We start from the raw sequence: 20,411 nt of genomic DNA, 5'->3' as shown, positions 1-20,411 counted from the left end.
TTCTGTCGAGGCTGAGCGTGTCGGCACCGGCTACTACGACGCCTCCGGCGCTGCCACGGGCGGCTGCCGTCGCGATCTGCTGGCGCTCGCGCTGCGGCGCACCCCCGGCGAGACCGCACGGATTCGCCTTCCCGAGGTCGCGGCGCCCGGCGAGGCGGTGGGCCGCGGCGACCCCGGCGCCGGGCTCGGGCAGCTGCTGCTGGGCCCCGGCTGCGGCGACAATGCGGGCGCCGCCCTGGGCCTGGGCCTGCGGCTCGGTGAATGCCTGCTCTCGCTCGGCACCTCAGGTGTGGTCGCGGCGGTGTCGCGGGTCGGTACCCGGGACGGTGGCCGGCCAGGTTTCCAACGGTCGTCGCGAATCCCGACGTCTACGAGGCCATCCACCGCGGCCTGGTCGTCCCACTCGACCCGGACAACCTGCGCACCCGCCGCGCCTATCGTCACCGTCGAGGCCGCGGCCGGACCCGCGGCGGAGCCCTCAGGCAGCTGACCAACCTTCGCTCGATCCACGACCGGCCCGCCATCGTCGAATCCCGCGTGCTTATCGACGTGCCACCGCCACCCGGTTGCGGCCGCGGTGCTTGGCCTTGTAGAGCGCGGCGTCGGCGACCTCGAAGAACGCATTGAGATCGCCGTCCACGGGGGGAACGGCCGCCGCGACGCCGATGCTCACGGTGACGATTCCCCTGTCGACCAGCGGGTGCGGTTCGGCCAGCTCCTCGACCGCCGAACGGCTCCGATGAGCGAGCCGGGCGGCCGCTCCCAGGCCTGTCCTTGGCATGACTATGGCGAACTCCTCGCCGCCGTAGCGAGCGACCAGATGAGTGTCACGGATGTTCTTGGCGAGGCATGCGGCGACCTTTTTGAGACACTGGTCGCCCGCGCTGTGGCCAAAATGGTCGTTGTAAAGCTTGAAATAGTCGATGTCGACTATCGTGAGCGCGATAGGCGTAGAATGGCGTCCCGCGCGGTTCCATTCCACATCGAGGACCTCGCTGAGACGCCGGCGGTTGGCCAGCCCGGTCAGCGGATCAGTCGTCGACAGCTGTAGCAGCCGGCGGTTCACGACGGAGAGCTGCTGGGTTCGTTCGGCGACCTTGCGTTCCAGCGACGCATAGACCTGGGCGTTGTCGAGTGAGACAGCCAGCTGTCCGGCGACCAGCATGATTCCTTCCAGGCGTTCAATAGTAAACGCGCTACGGATCATTCGGTTCTCGAGGAGAAGCATCGCGCCCTGCGTGCCGCGTATTGTGATGGGCAGGGCAAGCAGGGAGCAACGGTCGAGGTCGGCGAAGTACAGATCGCGGCGAAACCGCTCGTCGTGGGTCGCGTCGTCGATAGCAAGGGGTTGGTGGGTGCGATCGACATACCAGATGACCGAAGCCGGCAGCATGCGCCGCCGACCGGCTTCGTCGAGAGAGATGGTGTCGCCGTCGCCTACCGGCACGGACCAGCCAGCTTCATTTTGCTCATGTAGCAACAGGTGTACGCTGGTGGCGCCGGTCATTTCCGACAGGATTCCCGCGACCCTTGCTCGTAGACCGTCGATGGTGGTCTCGGAGCCGAGCGCCTGGGACGCGGCCGCGATACCGAACAGGTCAATGGTCCGGGTCGTGGCGGCGGGCTTGCACCCGGCGGGCTCCGCCAGTCGGCGCGCATCTGGCTCCATGGCCGTGAACTCGATGCCCTGCACCGGGTGAACCCAGTCGAGCTGGCTGACCTTCGCCGTCGCGCCCCAGGCCAGATACTGACGGCGGGCAGCCGCGAGCGGAGCGTTTCCAGCCTCCAGCATGCCGTGGGAGAGGTAGAACCGGGCGGTGCGTTCGAGGATCAGCGCTCGGTGCCATGGACGATCCCGCGTGGACGCCTCGCGCTGCGCGACGTCGAACATGTACGCCGCCTTGTGGAAATCACCGACAGCCCAGGCCTGTTCCGCCTCCACCAGACGCAGCAGATGGAGGAAGTTGACCGGCGCGTCGGCCGCACGCGCGGACAACCATGCGACCAACTCGTCCAGCTCAGCCAGTGAGGCTTCACGCTGACTCGTTTCGGTGGCTCGTGCCTGCGCCGCGAGCGACATGGCCCGCAGCAGTCGTGCCGTCGTCGTCACATACATCGGCTCGATCACCGGCAGTAGCCGCATCGACGCCGCGGTGTGCCGGGCCAGCCTGGCCGGATGATCGAAGATCGCCGCGGCGAGGGCCAAGGCGATGTGCAGATGGGCGCGGGCGATCGGATTGGCCGCGAGTCTGCTCAGGGCGGACACCTCGTCGGCTTCCGATTCGACGGTCTCGCCACGCAGAATCCTGATCAGCTGGCGGCACGGCTGGACGTTCTCCACAAGATGCGCATTACCGGTGCCTGCCCCGGCCGCGAGCGCTGCGTCGACCTCGGGGGCAAGGGCGTCAAGAGTTGGTGCACAGTCCAGCAGATTGTGCACCAACATGTAGCGTGTATACGACGCATTCTGCAGGTCACCACTGCGGACAAGCACCTCCAGCGCCCGACGGGCCCCCGAAATATTCTCCTCGAGGGAATCGAACCAGTGCCCGACACCAGCCGCGTAAAGGTATTGAGCACGACCGATCTCAAGATCATAACCGAGTGACCTGCTCACCGAGAGGAGCCGCTGCACCACACGGTACCCGGTGCGATAGTCGCCGCGGCTGCCGATAGTCCACGAGGCGCCGGCGGCCGGGCCGAGAAAGGTGGCATGCGGGCCGTTCTGCACCCACATCTCCAGTACCTTCACGGTCAGCCAGCCCAGCATCGGCTGATCGCAGAAGTAGGCCGCGGGCAGGAGCCGGTCGATGATCCTGCAGGCGTCGAGTCGGGATTGGTCGATGCCGCCCGCCAACCGAAGATCATCCGACTCGTCGGTCCGATCGATCCACTGGCGGACCTCCTTCAGCCCACGGTCGATGTCCGAGTCCAGATGATCCCGGTCCGGGAAGGCGAAACCCAGGTGCCTCAGCTGGTCGAGGCCAAGCCGCATCGCCTCCCGAGCCAGGCCCCGGTTGGTCAGGCTGACAACCTGCGCCTCGACAGCCGCGGTCCGTTGAGTCGGGTGCGTACAAAGCCGACAGACGCTTTCGTAGGCCTCATCGGCCTCTTCCAGCAGGCCAAGCCGGTGAAGGGCGGCGTGCCGCTCGGTGCCGACCGCGATCAGCTGGTCGGTGTCAGCCGGATCGATGAGCGGCATCGCCGCGGTCAGGAACCGCTCTTCCAGCGGGTAGTTGCTGAGTATCCGGGCCTGGCCGGCGGCCCGCCGGAAGAGCGCCGCCATGAGCTGCCGTTCCTGCGTGGCGTGAACCGCGTCGGCAACCAGTAGATACTGCTCCGCGGCGACAGCGAAGTACTCGTCCCGTTCGGACAGACACCGGGCCAGGCGCAGCCGAACAGCGCGCCGTTCGGTCGCTGTGATTTTGTCCAGGAGAGACTTCTGCGTCCGGTCGTGGTGGAATCGGATCGTCGACCGGTCGTCGTGCTCCCGCACAAGCAAGGCGGCCGCGTAGGCGGGCGCCAGCCGTCGCTCGACCTCCGGTGCCGCGAGCCCGGTCGCCGTGGCCAGGAGATCCAGCTCCGCTCGCCCCGCCAGGCAGGCCATCGCCATCAGCACTTCTCGCGTGTCCGAAGGCAACGATGCCACCCGCGCGGCCAGCAGCTTCTTGATGTCCAGGCCGGCCAGCCGGCAACGCAGTGCGGCCCGATCCACGTGCCAACGGCTCTCACCGGGAGCGATCAGACCCTCGTGACGTAGCGCGTTGAACAGTTCCACGGTGTCGTACGGACTGCCCTCGGTGATGGACTCGATCATCCGTGCCAACTCGCCGGCCGACTGAGGGGCGATGTGCAGGATGTCAGCGACCAGGCTGGTCTGCCCCGCGGGCACGAGGTTACCCAACCGCTGGTGGTGAGGTCCGGTCGGCTGGCGACTCCAGCGGTCGAGCATCGGCGTCAGTGGGTGAGCGATATCCACATCGCTGTCCCGGTAGGCGCCGACCAGGAGCAATCCCTCGGTCTGCTCCTCACTGCCGAGGATCAGATCGATGAAACCCAGCGGTGTCCGTCCAGCCCACTGCAGGTCGTCGACGACGAATACCAGCGGCCTTCGCCAGGACGTAATGGTGCGAAGTAGTGCGACTGAAGCGTGCTGTAGTCGTACCCGGGCCGTCATCGGGTCGCCCGGCTCGGGAGCGACCTTCAACAGCGCGGCGAGCTCCGGAAGGGCGGCGGCGACGAGTTCGGCGTTGGGCCCCAACGCATCCAGAAGCTGGTCCCTGACCTTGGCCAGCCGGCCTTCTGGCTCGGCCAGCAACAACCGACCCAGCGCACGGAACGCCTGCCGGACCCCGTCATACTCCTCGTCTCGGCGAAACTGGTCGAACTTGCCGGCGACGAACCAGCCGTTGCGACCGGCCACCATCGGCCGGAGCTCGTTGACCAGGGATGTCTTGCCCACTCCCGCCGCGCCGCTGACGAGGAGGCCGCGGCAGCGGCCCGCCATCGCCTCCGCGAACGCCGCGCCCAGGTCCCGGATCTCCTCGTCCCGCCCGGCCAGCCGGGACGGTGCAAGGGGTCGCAGCGGCGAGTCGTGTGCGCCGGGATCACTCACCCGCGCGCCGCGGCGGAGCAGGACGAGATCACGCACCAGTCCATCAGCGGTCTGGTAGCGATCGTCCGGCTCCTTCTTCAACAAATGCATGATGATCGACGAGAGCTCTGCCGGCAGTAGCGGGTTCACCGCGGCGGGTGGCACCGGAATCCTCATCAGGTGGTCCTGGATGATCCGTGCCGGGTCGCTCGAACCGAACGGCGGTGCGCCGGTTGCCAGCTCGTACAAGGTGGCCCCGAGCGCGTACAGGTCGGCCCGCTGGTCGACCAGGCGCGCGGTCCGGCCAGTCTGCTCCGGTGCCAGATACGGCACCGTTCCCACGATCTCCCTGTGATGGGGGAATCCCGGCCGTAGATCGGCGATGCTGGTGGCCAGCGCGAAATCGACCAGATACGGGATGTTTCGGTTCCCGCCCACCACGATGTTCGCGGGATTGATGTTCTGGTGCGCCACGCCCCGGCGGTGCATCCCCGCTACCGCCCGCGAAAGCGATTCAGCCAGCTCGACCAGTGCCACCGGAGCCAACGGCGTGGCGAGCTCGCACAGAGCGATACCTCCGACATCGGCCAGCAGGATCGATCCCGGGCAGGACGGACTGCCATCCGCCAGCTGTGCCACACCATCAACACCGGACAACCGCTTCAGAATCTCGGTCTCATGACGTAGCCGCCATTCCGCGCCAGGTCCCAGCGGTTCCTTCCGGATCAGGCTCCCGGTCGCGGACATAATGCGGGTAACCCGAGTCCGTTCTGTCTCATGCAGCACGTCCACCCGCACCGCGGTTGGCAGATGTCGACTCGGTTCCGTCCCCTCCGATCCATCCACACCCCCGCACCTCACGCTCTGTCTCGACCCACGTTCAGCTCATCTATCCAGTCTGCCGCTGGTCAGAACGACGGCAACACTGCTGTCTCATTGGACGATGTTTACGGTGGTTCCGGCGACCTGGTGATTAAATAGCGGGATTTCAGGGGGCGTTGATGTCCGAACGGGAGTGTCCGACGTTCATCGGACACTCCCGTTCGTGTCCGGGCAACTGCCACGCGCGGCGGCCTGCCCGTTGCGCCCCTCGTCCTTCCGGGTTATCGGGTCGGGATCGCCACGATCACGCTCGTGCCGGTGTGCTGCACCGTCGGCTGTACCTGCGGTCCGGGCGCGGACTGGCGCAAGCCGACGAAGTAGGTGACAACGCCCTCGAAGTCGCCACCCGACCGCACCTGGACAACATTGGTGGTCACGCGGATCGGGAACAGGTTGCGCGGAGCCGTAGCCCTGCCCTGCTCGTCATGGGCCGCCGCATTATGGAAGACCACCTTGACGAAGGACCGGCCCCGCACGGCGACGGGAAGGCCGGAGCCGTCCTGTATCAGGTCCGAGATCGGCACGTACCGGGCGGTGACCTCGGAGGGGGCTGCCGGCTGGAAGTGGAACCGGACGAGGTCCGCGCGGGCACTGGCCGCCTGTGCCGCGCTGATGCCCGTCAGGACCGGCGTGACCGGCGTGACGGGTGCGGCCGGAGACGCCGGTGTGACCGGAGTTACCGTTGGCCCTCCGGCTCGTGCCGGAACCGCCATGAACAGCAGGCCCAGGACCAGTGGGACTATCGCACCAGAAATCCCGTGCGCCTTCCTCATGATGCACCACCCATTCCTTTTTCCCGGAGCAGGGAGTCCGGCGTGCGGACGTGCTGATTGGATTCCGGGCCGCCCGGCTGATCCTGATCGCCGCGAGAAGGCCGCTGGCGACAAGGCCGGTCGGATCGGACGAAGTCGGCGTCAGCTCGCTGGTCGGAAGTCGGATGGATGGTGAGTGGTGATGGATGTCGACATGGGCTCACCCCCATTCGTTGTCGGCCAGACATGTGCGATCGTCGGGTGGCCGCCACCGTGCGCATCGCTCCGGATACCCCGGAGTCGAGCGTCCACAAACATGCCCTTCGAGGAGAGGCTCGTGGGATGGCGAAGGAACGGCGTGCTTCGACGCTCCAGTCTCGACGGTTACCGACCGGGCATCCGCAGCTCGATCCGAGCCAGCAGCATCTCGGTGTCCACCGGTTTGGCGACGAAGTCGGTCGCACCCGCGGCGAGACATTTCTCCCGGTCGCTTTGCATCGCTTTCGCGGTGACGGCGATGATCGGCAGATCCGCGAAGCGCGGCATCTCCCGGATGGCGCTCATGGTCGCGTAGCCATCCATCTCGGGCATCATCACGTCCATCAGGATCAGGTCGACGTCGGTGTTGCCGAGCAACATCTCGATGCCTTCCCGGCCGTTCGAGGCGTGCAGCACGGTGAGTCCGTAAACCTCGAGCACGCTCGAGATCGCGAACACGTTCCGGACGTCGTCGTCGACCACGAGGATCTTCCGCTCGCGCAGCTGGGGGCGGGCGGGCGGTTCGGTCACGCCGTCGCGCTCGACGGCCGCCGCGTCGTTGGCGAGCAGCGGCGGCAGGTCATCAGGCCGGTCGGCGGACAGGTGAAGAGTGATGCGCTCCCGCACCTCGTCCAGCGATGGAAGCAGCTCCAGGCGCAGGGTCCGGTACCGAGCCTGCGCCAGCCGCTCGTGCGCGTCGTGCATCTTCTGGGTGGGGTGGGCGAGGACGGGGACGTCCCGCAGGTCCGCGTTCTCCTGAACTCGCTGCAGGAATGCGAATGCCGAGGCGTCAGGCAGCGTCAGGTCGAGCACCACGCAGCGGTACGGCGTTGCTTCCAGGACTCGGATGGCGTCGTCCGGCGTGGTGACCGTGGCGACCTGGATGGGGCCGTGGGTGTCGGCGAGGTCCGCCGATGCCCGCTGCGCGATCAGGCCTAGCAGTCCGTTGGACTCGGGTTCGAGGATCAGCAGGCGACGGTCCGGCGGCGCCTCGCCGGACGACGACAGCGCCGGCTGGCTGATCCGAGCGGGGTGAGCAGGCTGGGCGACGACCTCGTACTGCAGCGCCCCGGACCGCGCCGGCAGGGACGGTACCGGCTCGGATGCAGTTCCAGGCAGCGGCAGGTCGTCCAATGGCAGGTAGAGGGTGAAGGTGCTGCCGCGCCCGAACTCGCTTTCCACGCGGATGTCGCCGCCGAGCAGCGCCGCGACCTCACGGGAGATGGACAGGCCGAGCCCGGTGCCGCCGTACTTGCGGCTGGTGGTTCCGTCGCCCTGCTGGAAAGCGCCGAAGATCCGCTTGAGGTTCTCGTCGGAGATGCCCACGCCGGTGTCGACGACGGCGAACGCGATCTTCGAGGTGCCGCCGCCGTCAGGTTCGAGCGGGTGACGGGTGTGGATGCGTAGCGCCACCTGGCCGTCCTCGGTGAACTTGACGGCGTTCGAGAGGAGGTTGCGCAGCACCTGCTCGAGCCGTTGCTCGTCGGTGAACAGCCGGGTTGGCACGTCCGGCGCGACCTCGACGGCGAAGTCCAGGCCCTTCTCGGCGGTCAGCGGTCGGAACGTCGCCTGCAGGTCGTCGACCAGCTTGCCGAGGTCGGACCACTCCCGGTGGACGTCCATCTTGCCGGCCTCGACCTTGGACAGATCCAGGATGTCGTTGATGAGCTGCAGCAGGTCCGAGCCGGCCGAATGAATGACGTTGGCGAACTCGACCTGCTTGGGTGTCAGGTTGCGTGTCGGGTTCTGCGCCAGCAACCGCGCGAGCACCAGCAGGCTGTTCAGCGGAGTCCGCAGTTCGTGGGACATGTTGGCCAGGAACTCGGACTTGTACTTGGAGGCCAGCGCCAGCTGCTGGGCCCGCTCCTCGATCTCCTGCCGGGCCTGCTCGATCTCGATGTTCTTGAGCTCGATGTCCCGGTTCTGACGTTCCAGCAGCGCCGCCTTCTCCTCGAGGTCGGCGTTGGACCGCTGCAGCTCCTCCTGCCGGACCTGTAGTTCGCTGGACCGGGCCTGCAACTCGCCGGCCAGTCGCTGCGACTCGACGAGCAGCGCGTCGGTCCGCGAGTTGGCGATGATCGTGTTGACGATGACGCCGATGGTTTCCATCAGCTGGTTCAGAAAGTCGCGGTGCACCTCGGTGAACGGTGCGAACGAGGCGAGTTCGATGACGCCGAGCACCCGGTCCTCGAACAGGATCGGGAACACGATCAGGTTGACCGGTCTGGCCTGGCCCAGGCTGGAGGAGATCCGGACGTAGTCGGCCGGCGTCTCGGCGACCAGGATCTGCTTCTTCGTCCTCGCCGCCTGACCTACCAGCGACTCGCCGACCTTGAAGGTCACCGGCACGGCCGCGCTCCCGGCGTAGCCGTAGCTGGCGATGAGCCGCAGCATCGCGTCGCCGTCGGTGACGTCGGTGAGGAAGAACGTGCCGTGCTGGGCGTCGACCAACGGCGTGAGTTCGTCCATGACCAGCTCGGCGACCGTGGCGAGGTCGCGGTGTCCCTGCATCAGGCCGGAGACCCGGGCCAGGTTGGTCTTGAGCCAGTCCTGTTCCTGGTTGGCCCGGGTGGTCTCCCGCAGCGACTTCACCATCGCGTTGATGTTGTCCTTGAGCTCGGCGACCTCACCCTTCGCCTCGACCGTGATGGATCGGGTCAGGTCGCCGGTGGCCACCGCGCTGGTGACCTCGGCGATCGCGCGCACCTGGCGGGTCAGGTTGCCGGCGAGCTCGTTGACGTTCTCGGTGAGCCGTTTCCATGTTCCGGACACGCCCTCGACCTCGGCCTGGCCGCCCAGGGCGCCGTCGGTGCCGACCTCCCGGGCGACCCGGGTGACCTCGGCGGCGAACGACGAGAGCTGGTCGACCATGGTGTTGATCGTCGTCTTGAGCTCGAGGATCTCGCCCCGGGCGTCCACGTCGATCTTCTTCGACAGGTCGCCCTGAGCGACGGCCGTGGTCACCTGGGCGATGTTGCGGACCTGGCTGGTCAGGTTGTTCGCCATCGAGTTGACGTTGTCGGTGAGGTCCTTCCAGGTGCCCGACACGCCCATTACGTCGGCCTGGCCGCCGAGCATCCCCTCGGTGCCGACCTCACGCGCCACCCTGGTGACCTCGGCCGCGAACGACGACAACTGGTCAACCATCGTGTTGATGGTCTGCGCGAGCGCCGCGACCTCGCCCTTCGCCTCGACCGTGATCTTCTGTGACAGGTCACCGCGGGCGACCGCCGTGGCCACCTGCGCGATCGAGCGGACCTGGGCCGTCAGGTTGGACGCCATCACGTTGACGTTGTCCGTCAGGTCCTTCCAGGTGCCCGACACGCCGCGGACGTTGGCCTGGCCGCCGAGGTTGCCCTGGGTGCCGACCTCGCGTGCTACCCGGGTCACCTCGTCGGCGAACGCGGACAGCTGGTCGACCATCGTGTTGATGGTCTCCTTGAGTTCCAGGATCTCGCCGCGGGCGTCGACCCTGATCTTCTGCGACAGGTCGCCCTTGGCCACCGCCGTCGTCACCTGCGCGATCGAACGGACCTGGTCGGTCAGGTTCGCCGCCATCACGTTCACCGACTCGGTGAGGCCCTTCCACGTACCCGCGACACCCTTGATGTCGGCCTGACCACCGAGCCGGCCCTCGGTGCCGACCTCGCGTGCTACCCGGGTGACCTCGTCGGCGAACGACGACAGCTGCCCGACCATCGTGTTGATCGTGCTCTTGAGCTCGAGAATCTCGCCCTGGGCCGGCACGGTGATCTTCTGGGTCAGGTCACCGCGGGCCACCGCCGTGGCTACCTGCGCGATGTCGCGGACCTGGCCGGTGAGATTGCCCGCCATCGCGTTGACCGAGTCGGTGAGGTCCTTCCAGGTGCCCGACACGCCGGGAACCACGGCCTGGCCACCGAGCTTGCCCTCGGTACCGACCTCCCGGGCGACCCGGGTGACCTCGGAGGTGACCAGCGCCAGCTGGTCCGCCATACCGTTGAACACGGTGGCRATCTCGTCCAGCAGCGCGTCGCCGCTCTGTGGCAGTCTGGTGCCGAAGTCACCGCCACGCACCGCCGACAGGCCGGCGAGCAGACGTCGAAGAGCGGCGTCGTCGAGTGCTCGGTCAAACGCCTCAGCCTCAGTCACACGAGCTCCAGATGTCGGCCCATGCAACCGGGCATCGGTCAATTTTAGGTTCAGAGCGGTGGACTAGGGTAAACACAGCCGAACGCGCGAGCGGGTGAGCGGCCGCTCACCCGTCTGTGATCAGAAGCTCGCTCTTGGTGTAGGACGTGCATGCCTCTCGGCGGGGGCAGGCGGATCCTGGAGGTCGAGTGGACGGCGGCGAAGCTGTCCACGATCCGCGCTGGCCGTCGTGGGCCACGCTGGTCGCCCGCCTGCAGTCCGAGCTCGACCTCGAACGGAAGCAGCGGACCGCACAGGCCGTGGTGGAGCTCGCCAAAGGCGTCCTCATTGAACGCCTGCGCTGTTCCCCCGCGGAAGCCGCTGCCCAACTGGCACGGCTCGCCGGCCAGACCGGCGTGCCAGTGTGGGAACTCGCGCTCGACCTCGTCGACCAGACTGCCCTCGACGATATCGCCCACTCGGATCTGCCTGTCAGCCGGCGGCGTGAGGCACGGCTCGCGCAGGTCGAGGCGCACACCGCGGCCGGCGACGACGTCGCCACCGTGGTGTTCGACCAGATGCTCGCGGGGTCAGGAGCACAGTCGGTGGCGCTGTGGGCGTTGGAGCCCGACGGCAGTCTCGGACTGGTAGGACACACCGGTCTCAGCTCACTCGACGCCAGCCGCTGGTCACGTGTGCCGCCGCAGTTCGACAGCCTCCCCCTGCGCGTCCTCCACGACGCGGCCGCCCAGTGGTGGCCCCGCGGCGTCCCACCCGGCGAACCCGTCCCCACGACCGGGAGCCGAGCGGCAGCACGGGCGCTGCTCCCCATGACCGACACAGGCACCCTGGTCGGGGTGATGGAGGTCTGCTGGCCCGAATCCGTCGCGGAGTTCGACGTCGTGCTTCGGCGTCAGTTGCTCGCGGCTGCTCAGGTGGCGGTGCAGGCACTCTTTCTGCACGGGGACCCGTCGCGTGACCAGCGAGCTCAATGGCTGCCGGCTCTCCTGGACGGGCTGTTCGAATCCGGGATGCTCGCGCGCGCGGTCCGGGACTCGGCTGGAGGCGTCGTCGACCTCCACGTCGACCACGTCACCGAGGGCTTCGTCGACCCAGCCGGCCGCAGCCGCGCCGAACTGCTCGACCGCCGGTTCCGCACCCTCTACCCGCTTACCGCGATGCCCGGCGGACTGTTCGAACACCTGCGTCAGGCCATGGCTGTCGAGAAGCCCTTTTACGCCCGTCAGTTCCCCGTCCAGGTGCTCGTCGAGGGCGCTGTGAAGGTGGTCGACCTCGAGGTCCGCGCGGTCGGACTGTTCGACGGGATCGTGATCGGGTGGCGGGCTGCCGACCACAGCGCTCAGCTTCGGGCCTTGTTGGAGAACGCGGAGAAGCTGGGTCAGCTCGGCGGCTGGGAACAGGACCTCGCCACAGGTGAGGTGCTGTGGACCGACAACGCGCACGCCGTGTTCCGCCGCCCTCGGCCACAGCTCCCGATCCGGCTCGAAGAGCTGGACGGTCACGCCCACCCCGAGGACGCCGAGCGGGTGCGCCTGTTCCGGGACAGTCTCGTCCGGCTGGGACGACCGGCGGTGAGTGCGTTCCGCCTGATGCACTCCGACGGCTCGGCCCGCAGCATCCGTGCCTTCGGCGAACCGGTCACCGCGCCCGACGGCACCCGGACCGCCGTGCGCGGGGCCTACCAGGACATCACCGCCGCCTACGGCGCCCACGTGGCCCTCGCTGCCACCCGTGACCGGCTCGCCGAAGCGGAACGGCTTTCTGAGGACAGACAACGGCTTGCGCTCCGCCTGCAACAGGCGATCATCGCCACCTCATCGCCGCTGCCGCGATCAGCGCGGCTGGACATCGCGGTCCGCTACCGGCCGGCGGAACAGGACGATCTCGTCGGTGGTGACTGGTACAGCGCGGTGACCATGCCCACCGGCGACGTCCTGCTTGTCGTCGGCGACATCGCCGGCCACGGCATCGACGCCGTCACCGCCATGGTCAACCTGCGCTACAGCCTCCGGGGCCTCGCCGTCACCGGAGCAGGGCCGGCTCAGCTCCTCGGCTGGCTCAACACGATCACCCATCACCTCACCGACCAGGTCACCGGGACCGCGATCTGCGGGCGCTACGACCCCCTCACCCGGACGCTGCGGTGGTCCCAGGCCGGGCACCTCCCGCCGGTGCTCCTGCGTGACGGCCGCGCCCGCCACCTCCCGGTCCCCGAAGGCATCCTGCTCGGCGTGGTCGACGACGCCGAGTACGAGGAGCGCACCACCGTCCTCGAACGGGACGACATCCTCCTGATGTTCACCGACGGACTGGTCGAACGACGGGGGACCTCGCTGGACGAATCCCTGGAAGCGTTGTTCCGTCTCGCGGAACGTCCAGTAGACGACGTCGAGGCGTACGCCGACCATCTCCTGGCAGGCGCTGCGTCCGACACCGACGACGACACCTGCCTCATCGCCGTCCACGTCCGATGATCACCTGTGCTCGTGGCTCGTGATGTCTCACGCGCGGCGCTCCTCCAGGGCAGCGTCCGGTCCTACGCATGCGAGCCGAGCGCGGCATGACGACCGGTACCCCGGCCGGCGTCGACCACCCGGTGGCTGGCACGCTCGTTGACGGGGCGGTGTGTCGGCTCGCTGTGGACGGGCACGCTGAGATCGTGACGGCATTTGTCGTTTCAATGTGCCCGGCCTGCCGCCCGAGCGACTGCTTGGCCTGCGGTCCGCGAGCCTGGCCACGTTCGGCGCGGTGCAGGCTCGAATCGGCGAGCAGGGGAGCGGCTACATCACCACGACCTTCGGTCCCGCGGCCTGGCGGGACGTCTGGATCTGTCCCTGGCGCAACGGTCTTCATCCCGGAGGATGAAGCCCGGGCACACGCCACGTTTACCGCTCCGGCTTCTGAACAGACTTCGGTCAGATCTGGTTCCGGCAGGCCCCGATGTTGGAGGTGCAGTGGCAGCTTTGGGTAACGAGCAGCAGCGCCCGAAACAGGAGCAGACCTGGCCTGGCGAGTCATTGGCGATGGTCCCGCCACCCAAAGGCGAAATTTCTGCCTATGTGAGAAGGAACCTGCTTCGCGAGCGAGTCGCCCTGATTGCCGGTGGAGATTCCAGAATCGGTCGGGCACCGCCTGAGGGTGCTGACGAAAGGATTCTGCGCCGCCCCGGGGACGGGAGCCCGGCTGCGTGGAGTTCACCTCGTCAAGATTCGGAGGACATGAAATGTCGACGGACGCCATCGTGCTCCTGAAGGAAGACCACAAGGCGATCAAGGCTGCGTTCAAGCGTTTCCAGGAAGCGGGGGAGAAAGCCTACGCTGCCAAGGGCAGGCTTGCCGACAAGTTCATCGAACTACTCACGGTGCATACCTACATCGAGAACGAGGTCATGTATCCGGAGGTGCGTGGGCTGCTGCCGGTGCTGGAGGACGACATCCTCGAATCGTACGAGGAGCACCATGTCGCCGATCTCCTTGCCGTGGAGCTGGCCGCGCTCTCGCCGGAGGCGGAGCGTTTCAGCGCCAAGGCGGCGGTTCTGATCGAGAGTGTGACGCACCACATCGACGAGGAAGAACGGGAGTTTTTTCCCCGGGTTCGTGATGGACTCGGCCGCAAGCAGCTTTCCGAGATCGGGGAACGGCTGCTGGAGGCGAAGGAGAAGGCTCCGCACAACCCGGCCCATCCGAGCGCCCTCAAGAAGGCTGTTGACGCCGTCATCAAGTAGCCACGCCGGTTCCAGCACTGTGGATGGTGTTGTCACCGCTCCGGACCGGGTGTGGGGTCGGGGGGAGTCGCCGTGGGGGTGTTCACGAGTCGCTGCGGTTGCGGGCCGCCGCGGTGGCTCGCCGGTTCTCCTTCCTGATGGCCGCTATGAGGTCCGCCTTCCGCATTGTCGAACGACCTGGTATTCCGAGGTCTCTCGCGATGCCGCGCAGGTGTGCGACGGAGGCGTTGGCGTCGACGCCTTCCGCCGTCGGAGACGGATGGCGGAGCGCCTGCCGGGTCGGCTTCGCCGCCTGCTCGTCCGAGGGACCGGGAGCTGCTTTCGGCTGCCAGTGGTCGCCGGTCTTCTCATGGGTGTGCTTGAGGGAGGCGAAGGCCGCTCGGTGCGCCCGCTCTCCTTCCCCGTAGGTCTCCACGGCCGAATCGTGTGTCTTCTTCCAGGTGCGCACGGCCTTGTCGTCCGAACGGGCCACTGTCGACGGGACCTCGGAGCGGGCCCGCTGTGCCTGCTGCTTCTTGCTGATCATGGCGTACCGATCTCCTCTCGCCCGACTCGTCGATCCGGGCGGAGAGCTGAAGCCAGGCCGGCACGGTAGCGTCCGGCCGGCACCGTCGATCGTCGGTGCTCTCGCTCGAGCCGATCGAGCAGCTTGCCGGCGGGCCGCTGGGCGCCGCCGGTAGACGACGTACGGGACGCTTACCCGTGCCCAGGCCCGGCACACGCTCCGTGTACTTCGGAGGGGGTACTCGGCGGTTACTGCGATCGGAGCGGGTACGCCCGAAAAGAACGGGGCCGGCCGATACGGAGGGTGTTATGCGTACACCGACATCTGCTCGTCAGGAGGTAGAGGCCAAGTTCGACGTCGACCTGACGTTCGTCGTTCCACCGCTGACGGGCCTGGCGGGGATCGCTTCTGCCGCAGGGCCGACCGAGAAGCGTCTCGACGCCGTCTACTACGACACCGACGATCTTCGGCTGGCTCGCCACCGCATCACGCTGCGCCGCAGGCAGGGCGGAGGTGACGCGGGATGGCATCTCAAGCTGCCGCTTTCCGGCGCCACCCGGGACGAGATCCGCCGCCCCCTGAACGTCATCGAACGAGATCCGTCCCGCGAGGGCACCGTCCCGGGCGAGTTCGCCGACGTCGTCGCCGCCACCACGCGGGGCCGGCCGCTGGCCCCCGTCGCGCGGGTACGAACCGTCCGTCGCGCGACGACGCTGCGCGCCCCCGACGGACATGACCTGGCTGAACTCGCCGACGACGAGGTCCACGCCCAGGCGCTCGGCTCGGCGACAACAGTGTCCTGCTGGCGTGAGATCGAGGTCGAGGCCCTCGGCGACGATCCCCGCGTCCTGCCGGCGGCCGGCGCGGTCCTGTGCGGTGCCGGGGCACGGCCAGCCGCCTGGCCATCCAAACTCGTCCGGGCACTCGGATCGCAGGTGCCCACGGAACTCCCCGAGCTCCGTGAACCACCCAGCCGGGTCGCCGGGGCTGAGGAGACCGCGGGTGAGATCGTCCGCGGCTACCTGGCGACCCACACCCGGGCCCTGCTGGCCGCCGACGCCCGCGTGCGCCTCGGCGACCCCGAGTCCGTACACGACCTGCGAGTCGCCGCCCGTCGGCTGCGGAGCTCCTTGCGCACGTTCCGGCAGCTGTTCGACCCGATCCCCGCCGGCGCGCTGCAGGACCGGCTGCGAAAGCTCAACCTGCTGCTCAACCCGGCCCGGGACGGCGAGGTCCAGCTCGAGCGGTTCACCGCCGCGATCGACGCGCTCGACGACCGCGACCTGCTCGGCCCGGTCGCCGCCCGGGTTCAGGGCCACCTGCGCTCGCAACACCTGCGCGGCCGTGAACAGGCCCTTGCCTGGATGCGTGACGCCCGGTACCTGACGTTTCTCGATGACCTGATCGCCTTCGTCGCGGAGCCACCGTACTCGGCGCGGGGTTACCGCCCGGCCGGCGCGGCACTGCGCATACCGATCCGCAAAGCCGACCGCAAGCTGCGCCGCCGGGTCGACCGGGCCCTGCACACCCCCGCCGGCGCCGGCCAGGACGCCGCCCTGCACGCCGCGCGGAAGGCCGCGAAACAGCTGCGCTACGCCGCCGAGACCGCCACACCGGTCTACGGGGAGGACGCCGGGAAGCATGCCCGGCGAGCCAAGAAGATCCAGAACAGCCTGGGCGAGCACCAGGACTGCGTGATCGCCCAGGGCGTCCTGCGCGAGTTCGCGATCGCCGCCAACCAGGCCGGCGAATCCTCGTTCACCTACGGCCTCCTTCTCGGCGCCGAACGGGAACAGGCCCACCTGACCAGGGACACCTTCACCGCGCGCTGGCCCGAACTCGCTCGCCGGCGCCACCGCCGCTGGTTGCGCTGAGCGCCCTGTACGTGCCATGAGGGAGGCGTACGTGCCGTGAGGAGGTCCCCCTCCGTCTCGCGGTCGCAGGGACACCGCGCCGCGAACCACACGTTTGCGCCGACATCGAGTGGGCACGGGGACGCACACAGGAGTGTTTCGGGTCGGCTCGCCCTCCACGGACCCGGGAGTGGCCGACAGACCTGATGTAGGAGACATGCCAGCCGACGATCCGGCGGACGGGCGACGGGCATCCCAGATGGCCGCGGGCAGCGGGCTCGCCACTGTCGCGAGTCGTTGCCTTGAGGAGTTCGGAACGCTGGTGGGCCAGGCTCCCGAGCGGGTCACCGGGGCACGCAGGACAGAGTCCGGGTGGTCGTTCCTGGTCGATCTGACCGAGCTGGAACGCATTCCGTCGACTACCAGCGTGATCGCCACCTACCGACTCGATGTTGACGACACAGGCTGCCTGCTGGGGTACGAGCGGCTGCGCAGGTTCGTGCGCGGCGCCACCGACTAACCGCCGACTAGCCGCCGGTATGCGGTCCAGGCCGGGGGCCATGCTCCGTGGACCTGGGGGCACTGTGATTTTCGGAAGATCGATTTTCGGAAGATCGTGGGTCATGGCGATAGACCGTGCTCCCCTCGCCGCCCCGCGGCTGCGAACGCTGAGCGGGCCGCATTCGGACTCTCTCGCTGACGTGCTGGAGCGGGTGCTCGACAAGGGAGTCGTCATCGTCGGTGACGTGGTCATCAGTGTTCTCGACGTGGAGCTCCTCACGCTCAAGCTGCGCCTTTTCATCGCATCGGCCGATACCGCCCGCGAGATGGGCCTGGACTGGTGGACCACCGACCCCTTCTACAGCAGCGAGGCACGGTCGTTGCAACAGGAGCAGGAACGGGAACTGCGCGAGGAGACGGTGCGGGCGCTGCACGCTGAGAACGATGAACTGCGCTCCAGGCTCGCCCTGTTGGAGAGCTCGTCCGGCCAGGCTCTTCCCTACCGGGAACCGGATGCGGTCGAGTCCTCTATGCGGTCGCCCGCCGGGCGCCGGGCGGCGGCCCGCCGGGACGAGTCGCGGCCGTTCTGGGAGGAGGATGCCGGAAGGAGGTCGGACCGTGGACGCGGCCGACGCTGATCTCGGCGTTGTCGAAGAGCTGGCGGCCCGGCTCGCGCCCGGCGTGCTGGCCGACGCCGTGGCCGAGGCCCGCGAGGTCGCGCGTGCGCGGCTGGCGCAGCTCCTGGCCCAGGAGATCACCAGAGCCGCCTGTGAGCGAACGGCAGCAGGCGCGCCCTCGTCCGCAGCGGGCCTGCCCTCGTCCGGGGCAGCCCGCGCATCGGTATCCGGCCCGGCCCGGCCGGAGTCCCGCGGCGACCGCCGGGTCGCAGCCGAGCGCCCCGCCACACCTCACGATGGCCCGGTGCCGGCTTTCCGTAAGGGCCCTGAGCCCGGTGACCGGGACATCCCTCAGCCTGGCGGTCGCGACGAACCCTGGGCCAGCGGTCGCGATGGGCGGCCAGTGGAAAGCGAGCGGAATCAGGCGCTCTACGCCTATGGAATCGTCCCTGCCGGTACCGATGTCGATGACCTGCCGGGCCTCGCCGCGGACACCGCTGCCCGTGCCGTCACGCGGGGCGGGGTCTCACTGGTGGTCTCGGCCATCGACCCGGCGCTGCTGCGCGACATCGACGAGGACCTTTCCGAGACGGGACGTCTCGCCGCCCTGGCACGCGGCCATGACCAGGTGCTGCGGGAGCTGCAGGACCGTGCCGCGGTGCTGCCCCTGCGGTTCGGCACCGTCCTCGCCGGCGAACGTGAGGCCGTGGGCGTTCTCGACGATCCCGAGTCCGAGCTGACCGGCGCGCTCGACGCGCTGCGCGGCGCCCGCGAGTGGGGTTTTCGGATCGACGCCGAGCACCCGACCGCACCCGACGCGGCTGGCGTCGCCGCGGACGAGCCGCCCCCGGCCGGCTATGTCGACGCCGCGGAACCGGCCGGTGCGGGATCGACCGAGGGCAGCGACACCACCACCAGCCCGGGCGCGGGTACCGCGTATCTGACGGCCCGCCGAGACGAGCTGCGCGAGGAGGAACGACAGCGCGAGGAGATCTCCCGCCTCGTGGACCGGACGCGTCGGGAGCTGCTCGCGCACGCGCGGGACGTCGCCCGCCGCCCGAGCCGGCCGGACCGGATCCTCGACTGCGCGTACCTTGTCGACCGCGACGAGGAGGAGGAGTTCCTCGACGCGGCCGAGCGGCTGGCCCCGCCGCTGGCGGAGGTCGGTTACGCCGCCGTGGTGACCGGGCCGTGGCCGCCCTACTCCTTCGTCCATCTGACTCTCGGCGGGAACGGTGCGACCGGCCCCGGAGCCGGTCGCGGGCCGGGAGCCGCGCCGGGCTCCTCGGAGGCGGCTGCCGGTGCGGCGGCGGGAGTCAGACGATCCGACCGGTTCGCCCTCCCGCACGGCGGTCGGCCGGATGACGGTGCGCTGTACGAACCAGGTGAGGAGCGTGACTGATCAGCGATTCGTCCCGACACCGCGGTACCGCGGTGGTGACGCCGGTACCCCGCGACGGCCACGGGGCCGGACGGAACGGCTGCCGGGAAGGGGAGTGCCAGGGCTGGAAGGGCTGCCGCAGCGCTCCCTGGGACCGGCACGCCGCTCGGCGCCCGGAACCGCCGCGGCGCCCTCGGGCCGCCCGGGGCGCACCGCGCGGACCTCGGCACAGCCGCTCGCGGACCTGTTGGACAGGCTTGTCGACACCGGCGCGGTCGTCAGCGGCGACGTGGTCGTCGCACTAGCCGGGGTGGACCTCCTTCGGGTCGATCTCCGCCTGCTCCTGGTCGGCGTCCAGACCGCGCTCGAAGGAGCCGGCGAGGTCCGGCCATGACGACCAGGGGGCAGAGTGACGGCCGGCGCCTGCGACTCGACGCGGACCCACAGGACGTCGGGCGCGGGCTCGGTCAGCTCGTCGTGGTCGTCCTCGAGCTGCTCCGGGAGGTCCTGGAGCGGCAGGCCATCCGCCGGGTGGAGGGCGGTGGGCTGACCGCCACACAGATCGACGATCTCGGCCGTGCGCTGTTGGAGATCCGCGCCAGTCTGGTGCAGGTACGCGAGTCACTGGGGCTGTCGGCCGAGGAGGCTGAGACCGCCGTCGCGAGAGCCGGCCGACTGCTCGCCGCGGACGACGCCTGGCCCGGCCCGCGGGCCGCGGCCGATCCCAGCGCAAACCCCCGAGGATCCGGTCCCCGGGAGAAGGCGAGGACTGTGTCATGACCGTCGCCAGCTATCCCATGGGACGGGCCCCCAGGCCCAGCGGCTTGGCAGACGTCCTCGACGTGGTGCTCGACAAGGGCATCGTCATCGACGCCTACGTACGCGTCGCGCTGGTCGGCATCGAGATCCTCACGATCGACGCGCGCATCGTGATCGCCAGCGTCGACACCTACCTCCGGTTCGCCGAAGCCGTGAACCGGCTGGACATCCAACCGAAGGAGCAGGTGGCGGGGCTGCCGGGGCTCATGCGCGAGGTGACCGACGGCACGTCCCGCAACAAGGTCAAGGGGGCCCTGGGCGGGCTCAAGGACACCGCCGAGGATGTCGCCGAGGTACTGCGCGGCTCGCCGTCCCACTCCGCCGACGACGCGCGGGGCCTGCCTGTCGGGCGATCCGCTCCGGCGGAGCGCCGAGGCGGCCGGGGAGGCTGAGC

General features: G+C 68.8%; 14 protein-coding genes and 1 pseudogene. 11 read left to right on the top strand and 4 right to left on the bottom strand.

Annotated elements, in window-relative coordinates:
* Window positions 1-10: 10 nt before the first annotated feature.
* A pseudogene (locus CcI49_RS44640) lies at window positions 11-325 on the top strand (xylulose kinase); the annotation flags it as partial.
* A 216-nt stretch (window positions 326-541) separates the two neighbouring features.
* On the opposite strand, the gene CcI49_RS37445 reads toward CcI49_RS44640, so the two are convergent.
* The 3 genes from CcI49_RS37445 to CcI49_RS37435 all read right to left on the bottom strand — a co-directional run bounded on the left by CcI49_RS37445 (window position 542) and on the right by CcI49_RS37435 (window position 10,617).
* Window positions 542-5,341, bottom strand: coding sequence for a diguanylate cyclase (locus CcI49_RS37445; protein WP_083749954.1), 4,800 nt, complete (start codon window positions 5,339-5,341; stop codon window positions 542-544).
* 356 nt (window positions 5,342-5,697) lie between these two features.
* Window positions 5,698-6,249, bottom strand: coding sequence for a hypothetical protein (locus tag CcI49_RS37440; RefSeq protein ID WP_076834373.1), 552 nt, complete (start codon window positions 6,247-6,249; stop codon window positions 5,698-5,700).
* A 363-nt stretch (window positions 6,250-6,612) separates the two neighbouring features.
* Window positions 6,613-10,617, bottom strand: coding sequence for a HAMP domain-containing protein (locus tag CcI49_RS37435; RefSeq protein ID WP_063793045.1), 4,005 nt, complete (start codon window positions 10,615-10,617; stop codon window positions 6,613-6,615).
* A 188-nt stretch (window positions 10,618-10,805) separates the two neighbouring features.
* On the opposite strand from CcI49_RS37435, the gene CcI49_RS37430 reads away from it, so the two are divergent.
* The 3 genes from CcI49_RS37430 to CcI49_RS37415 all read left to right on the top strand — a co-directional run bounded on the left by CcI49_RS37430 (window position 10,806) and on the right by CcI49_RS37415 (window position 14,341).
* Complete coding sequence (locus tag CcI49_RS37430) at window positions 10,806-13,091, top strand: SpoIIE family protein phosphatase (RefSeq protein ID WP_054566355.1); 2,286 nt, start codon at window positions 10,806-10,808, stop codon at window positions 13,089-13,091.
* Window positions 13,092-13,299: 208 nt separating this feature from the next.
* The gene (locus CcI49_RS43945) at window positions 13,300-13,482 is read left to right on the top strand and encodes a hypothetical protein (RefSeq protein WP_054566356.1); all 183 of its coding nucleotides are present in this window, start codon (window positions 13,300-13,302) and stop codon (window positions 13,480-13,482) included.
* Window positions 13,483-13,840: 358 nt separating this feature from the next.
* Entirely contained in the window at window positions 13,841-14,341 is a 501-nt protein-coding gene (locus CcI49_RS37415) for a hemerythrin domain-containing protein (protein ID WP_054566357.1), read from the top strand.
* 82 nt (window positions 14,342-14,423) lie between these two features.
* On the opposite strand, the gene CcI49_RS37410 is transcribed toward CcI49_RS37415, so the two are convergent.
* Window positions 14,424-14,867 carry a ChaB family protein gene (locus CcI49_RS37410; protein WP_054566358.1) on the bottom strand — a complete coding sequence of 148 codons (444 nt, stop codon included), beginning with the start codon at window positions 14,865-14,867 and terminating at the stop codon, window positions 14,424-14,426.
* Window positions 14,868-15,154: 287 nt separating this feature from the next.
* On the opposite strand from CcI49_RS37410, the gene CcI49_RS37405 reads away from it, so the two are divergent.
* From CcI49_RS37405 to CcI49_RS37375, 7 genes are all read left to right on the top strand, one after another.
* Entirely contained in the window at window positions 15,155-16,720 is a 1,566-nt protein-coding gene (locus tag CcI49_RS37405) for a CYTH and CHAD domain-containing protein (protein ID WP_076834370.1), read from the top strand.
* Between the two features lie 196 nt (window positions 16,721-16,916).
* Complete coding sequence (gene gvpO, locus CcI49_RS37400; protein WP_076834368.1) at window positions 16,917-17,219, top strand: gas vesicle protein GvpO; 303 nt, start codon at window positions 16,917-16,919, stop codon at window positions 17,217-17,219.
* Between the two features lie 103 nt (window positions 17,220-17,322).
* Complete coding sequence (gene gvpJ, locus CcI49_RS37395) at window positions 17,323-17,838, top strand: gas vesicle protein GvpJ (protein ID WP_054566360.1); 516 nt, start codon at window positions 17,323-17,325, stop codon at window positions 17,836-17,838.
* A complete protein-coding gene (locus CcI49_RS37390) occupies window positions 17,819-19,219 on the top strand; it encodes a GvpL/GvpF family gas vesicle protein (protein WP_076834366.1) in 1,401 nt (466 codons plus the stop codon). Before gvpJ ends, CcI49_RS37390 begins: the two co-directional genes overlap by 20 nt.
* Complete coding sequence (locus CcI49_RS41260) at window positions 19,212-19,592, top strand: gas vesicle protein (protein WP_116437607.1); 381 nt, start codon at window positions 19,212-19,214, stop codon at window positions 19,590-19,592. The genes CcI49_RS37390 and CcI49_RS41260 overlap by 8 nt, the downstream gene beginning before the upstream one ends.
* Window positions 19,589-19,978 carry a gas vesicle protein GvpK gene (gvpK, locus tag CcI49_RS37380; RefSeq protein ID WP_076834364.1) on the top strand — a complete coding sequence of 130 codons (390 nt, stop codon included), beginning with the start codon at window positions 19,589-19,591 and terminating at the stop codon, window positions 19,976-19,978. Before CcI49_RS41260 ends, gvpK begins: the two co-directional genes overlap by 4 nt.
* Entirely contained in the window at window positions 19,975-20,409 is a 435-nt protein-coding gene (locus CcI49_RS37375; protein ID WP_054566363.1) for a gas vesicle structural protein GvpA, read from the top strand. The genes gvpK and CcI49_RS37375 overlap by 4 nt, the downstream gene beginning before the upstream one ends.
* The last annotated feature ends 2 nt before the right edge of the window (window positions 20,410-20,411 follow it).

This window comes from Frankia sp. CcI49 (assembly GCF_001983215.1).
Classification (GTDB): Bacteria; Actinomycetota; Actinomycetes; order Frankiales; family Frankiaceae; genus Parafrankia; species Parafrankia irregularis.
Note: the sequence above shows the minus strand (reverse complement) of the source record. Positions and strands in the feature narration are given on the sequence as shown.

Excerpts from the sequence above, each read along its gene's own strand:
- gvpK (WP_076834364.1), top strand. The coding sequence starts at position 19,589 with ATGACGACCAGGGGGCAGAGTGACGGCCGGCGCCTGCGACTCGACGCG.
- CcI49_RS37375 (WP_054566363.1), top strand. The coding sequence starts at position 19,975 with ATGACCGTCGCCAGCTATCCCATGGGACGGGCCCCCAGGCCCAGCGGC.
- CcI49_RS37405 (WP_076834370.1), top strand. The coding sequence starts at position 15,155 with ATGCGTACACCGACATCTGCTCGTCAGGAGGTAGAGGCCAAGTTCGAC.
- CcI49_RS37410 (WP_054566358.1), bottom strand. The coding sequence starts at position 14,867 with ATGATCAGCAAGAAGCAGCAGGCACAGCGGGCCCGCTCCGAGGTCCCG.
- CcI49_RS37440 (WP_076834373.1), bottom strand. The coding sequence starts at position 6,249 with ATGAGGAAGGCGCACGGGATTTCTGGTGCGATAGTCCCACTGGTCCTG.
- gvpJ (WP_054566360.1), top strand. The coding sequence starts at position 17,323 with ATGGCGATAGACCGTGCTCCCCTCGCCGCCCCGCGGCTGCGAACGCTG.
- gvpO (WP_076834368.1), top strand. The coding sequence starts at position 16,917 with ATGCCAGCCGACGATCCGGCGGACGGGCGACGGGCATCCCAGATGGCC.
- CcI49_RS37445 (WP_083749954.1), bottom strand. The coding sequence starts at position 5,341 with ATGTCCGCGACCGGGAGCCTGATCCGGAAGGAACCGCTGGGACCTGGC.
- CcI49_RS37415 (WP_054566357.1), top strand. The coding sequence starts at position 13,841 with ATGTCGACGGACGCCATCGTGCTCCTGAAGGAAGACCACAAGGCGATC.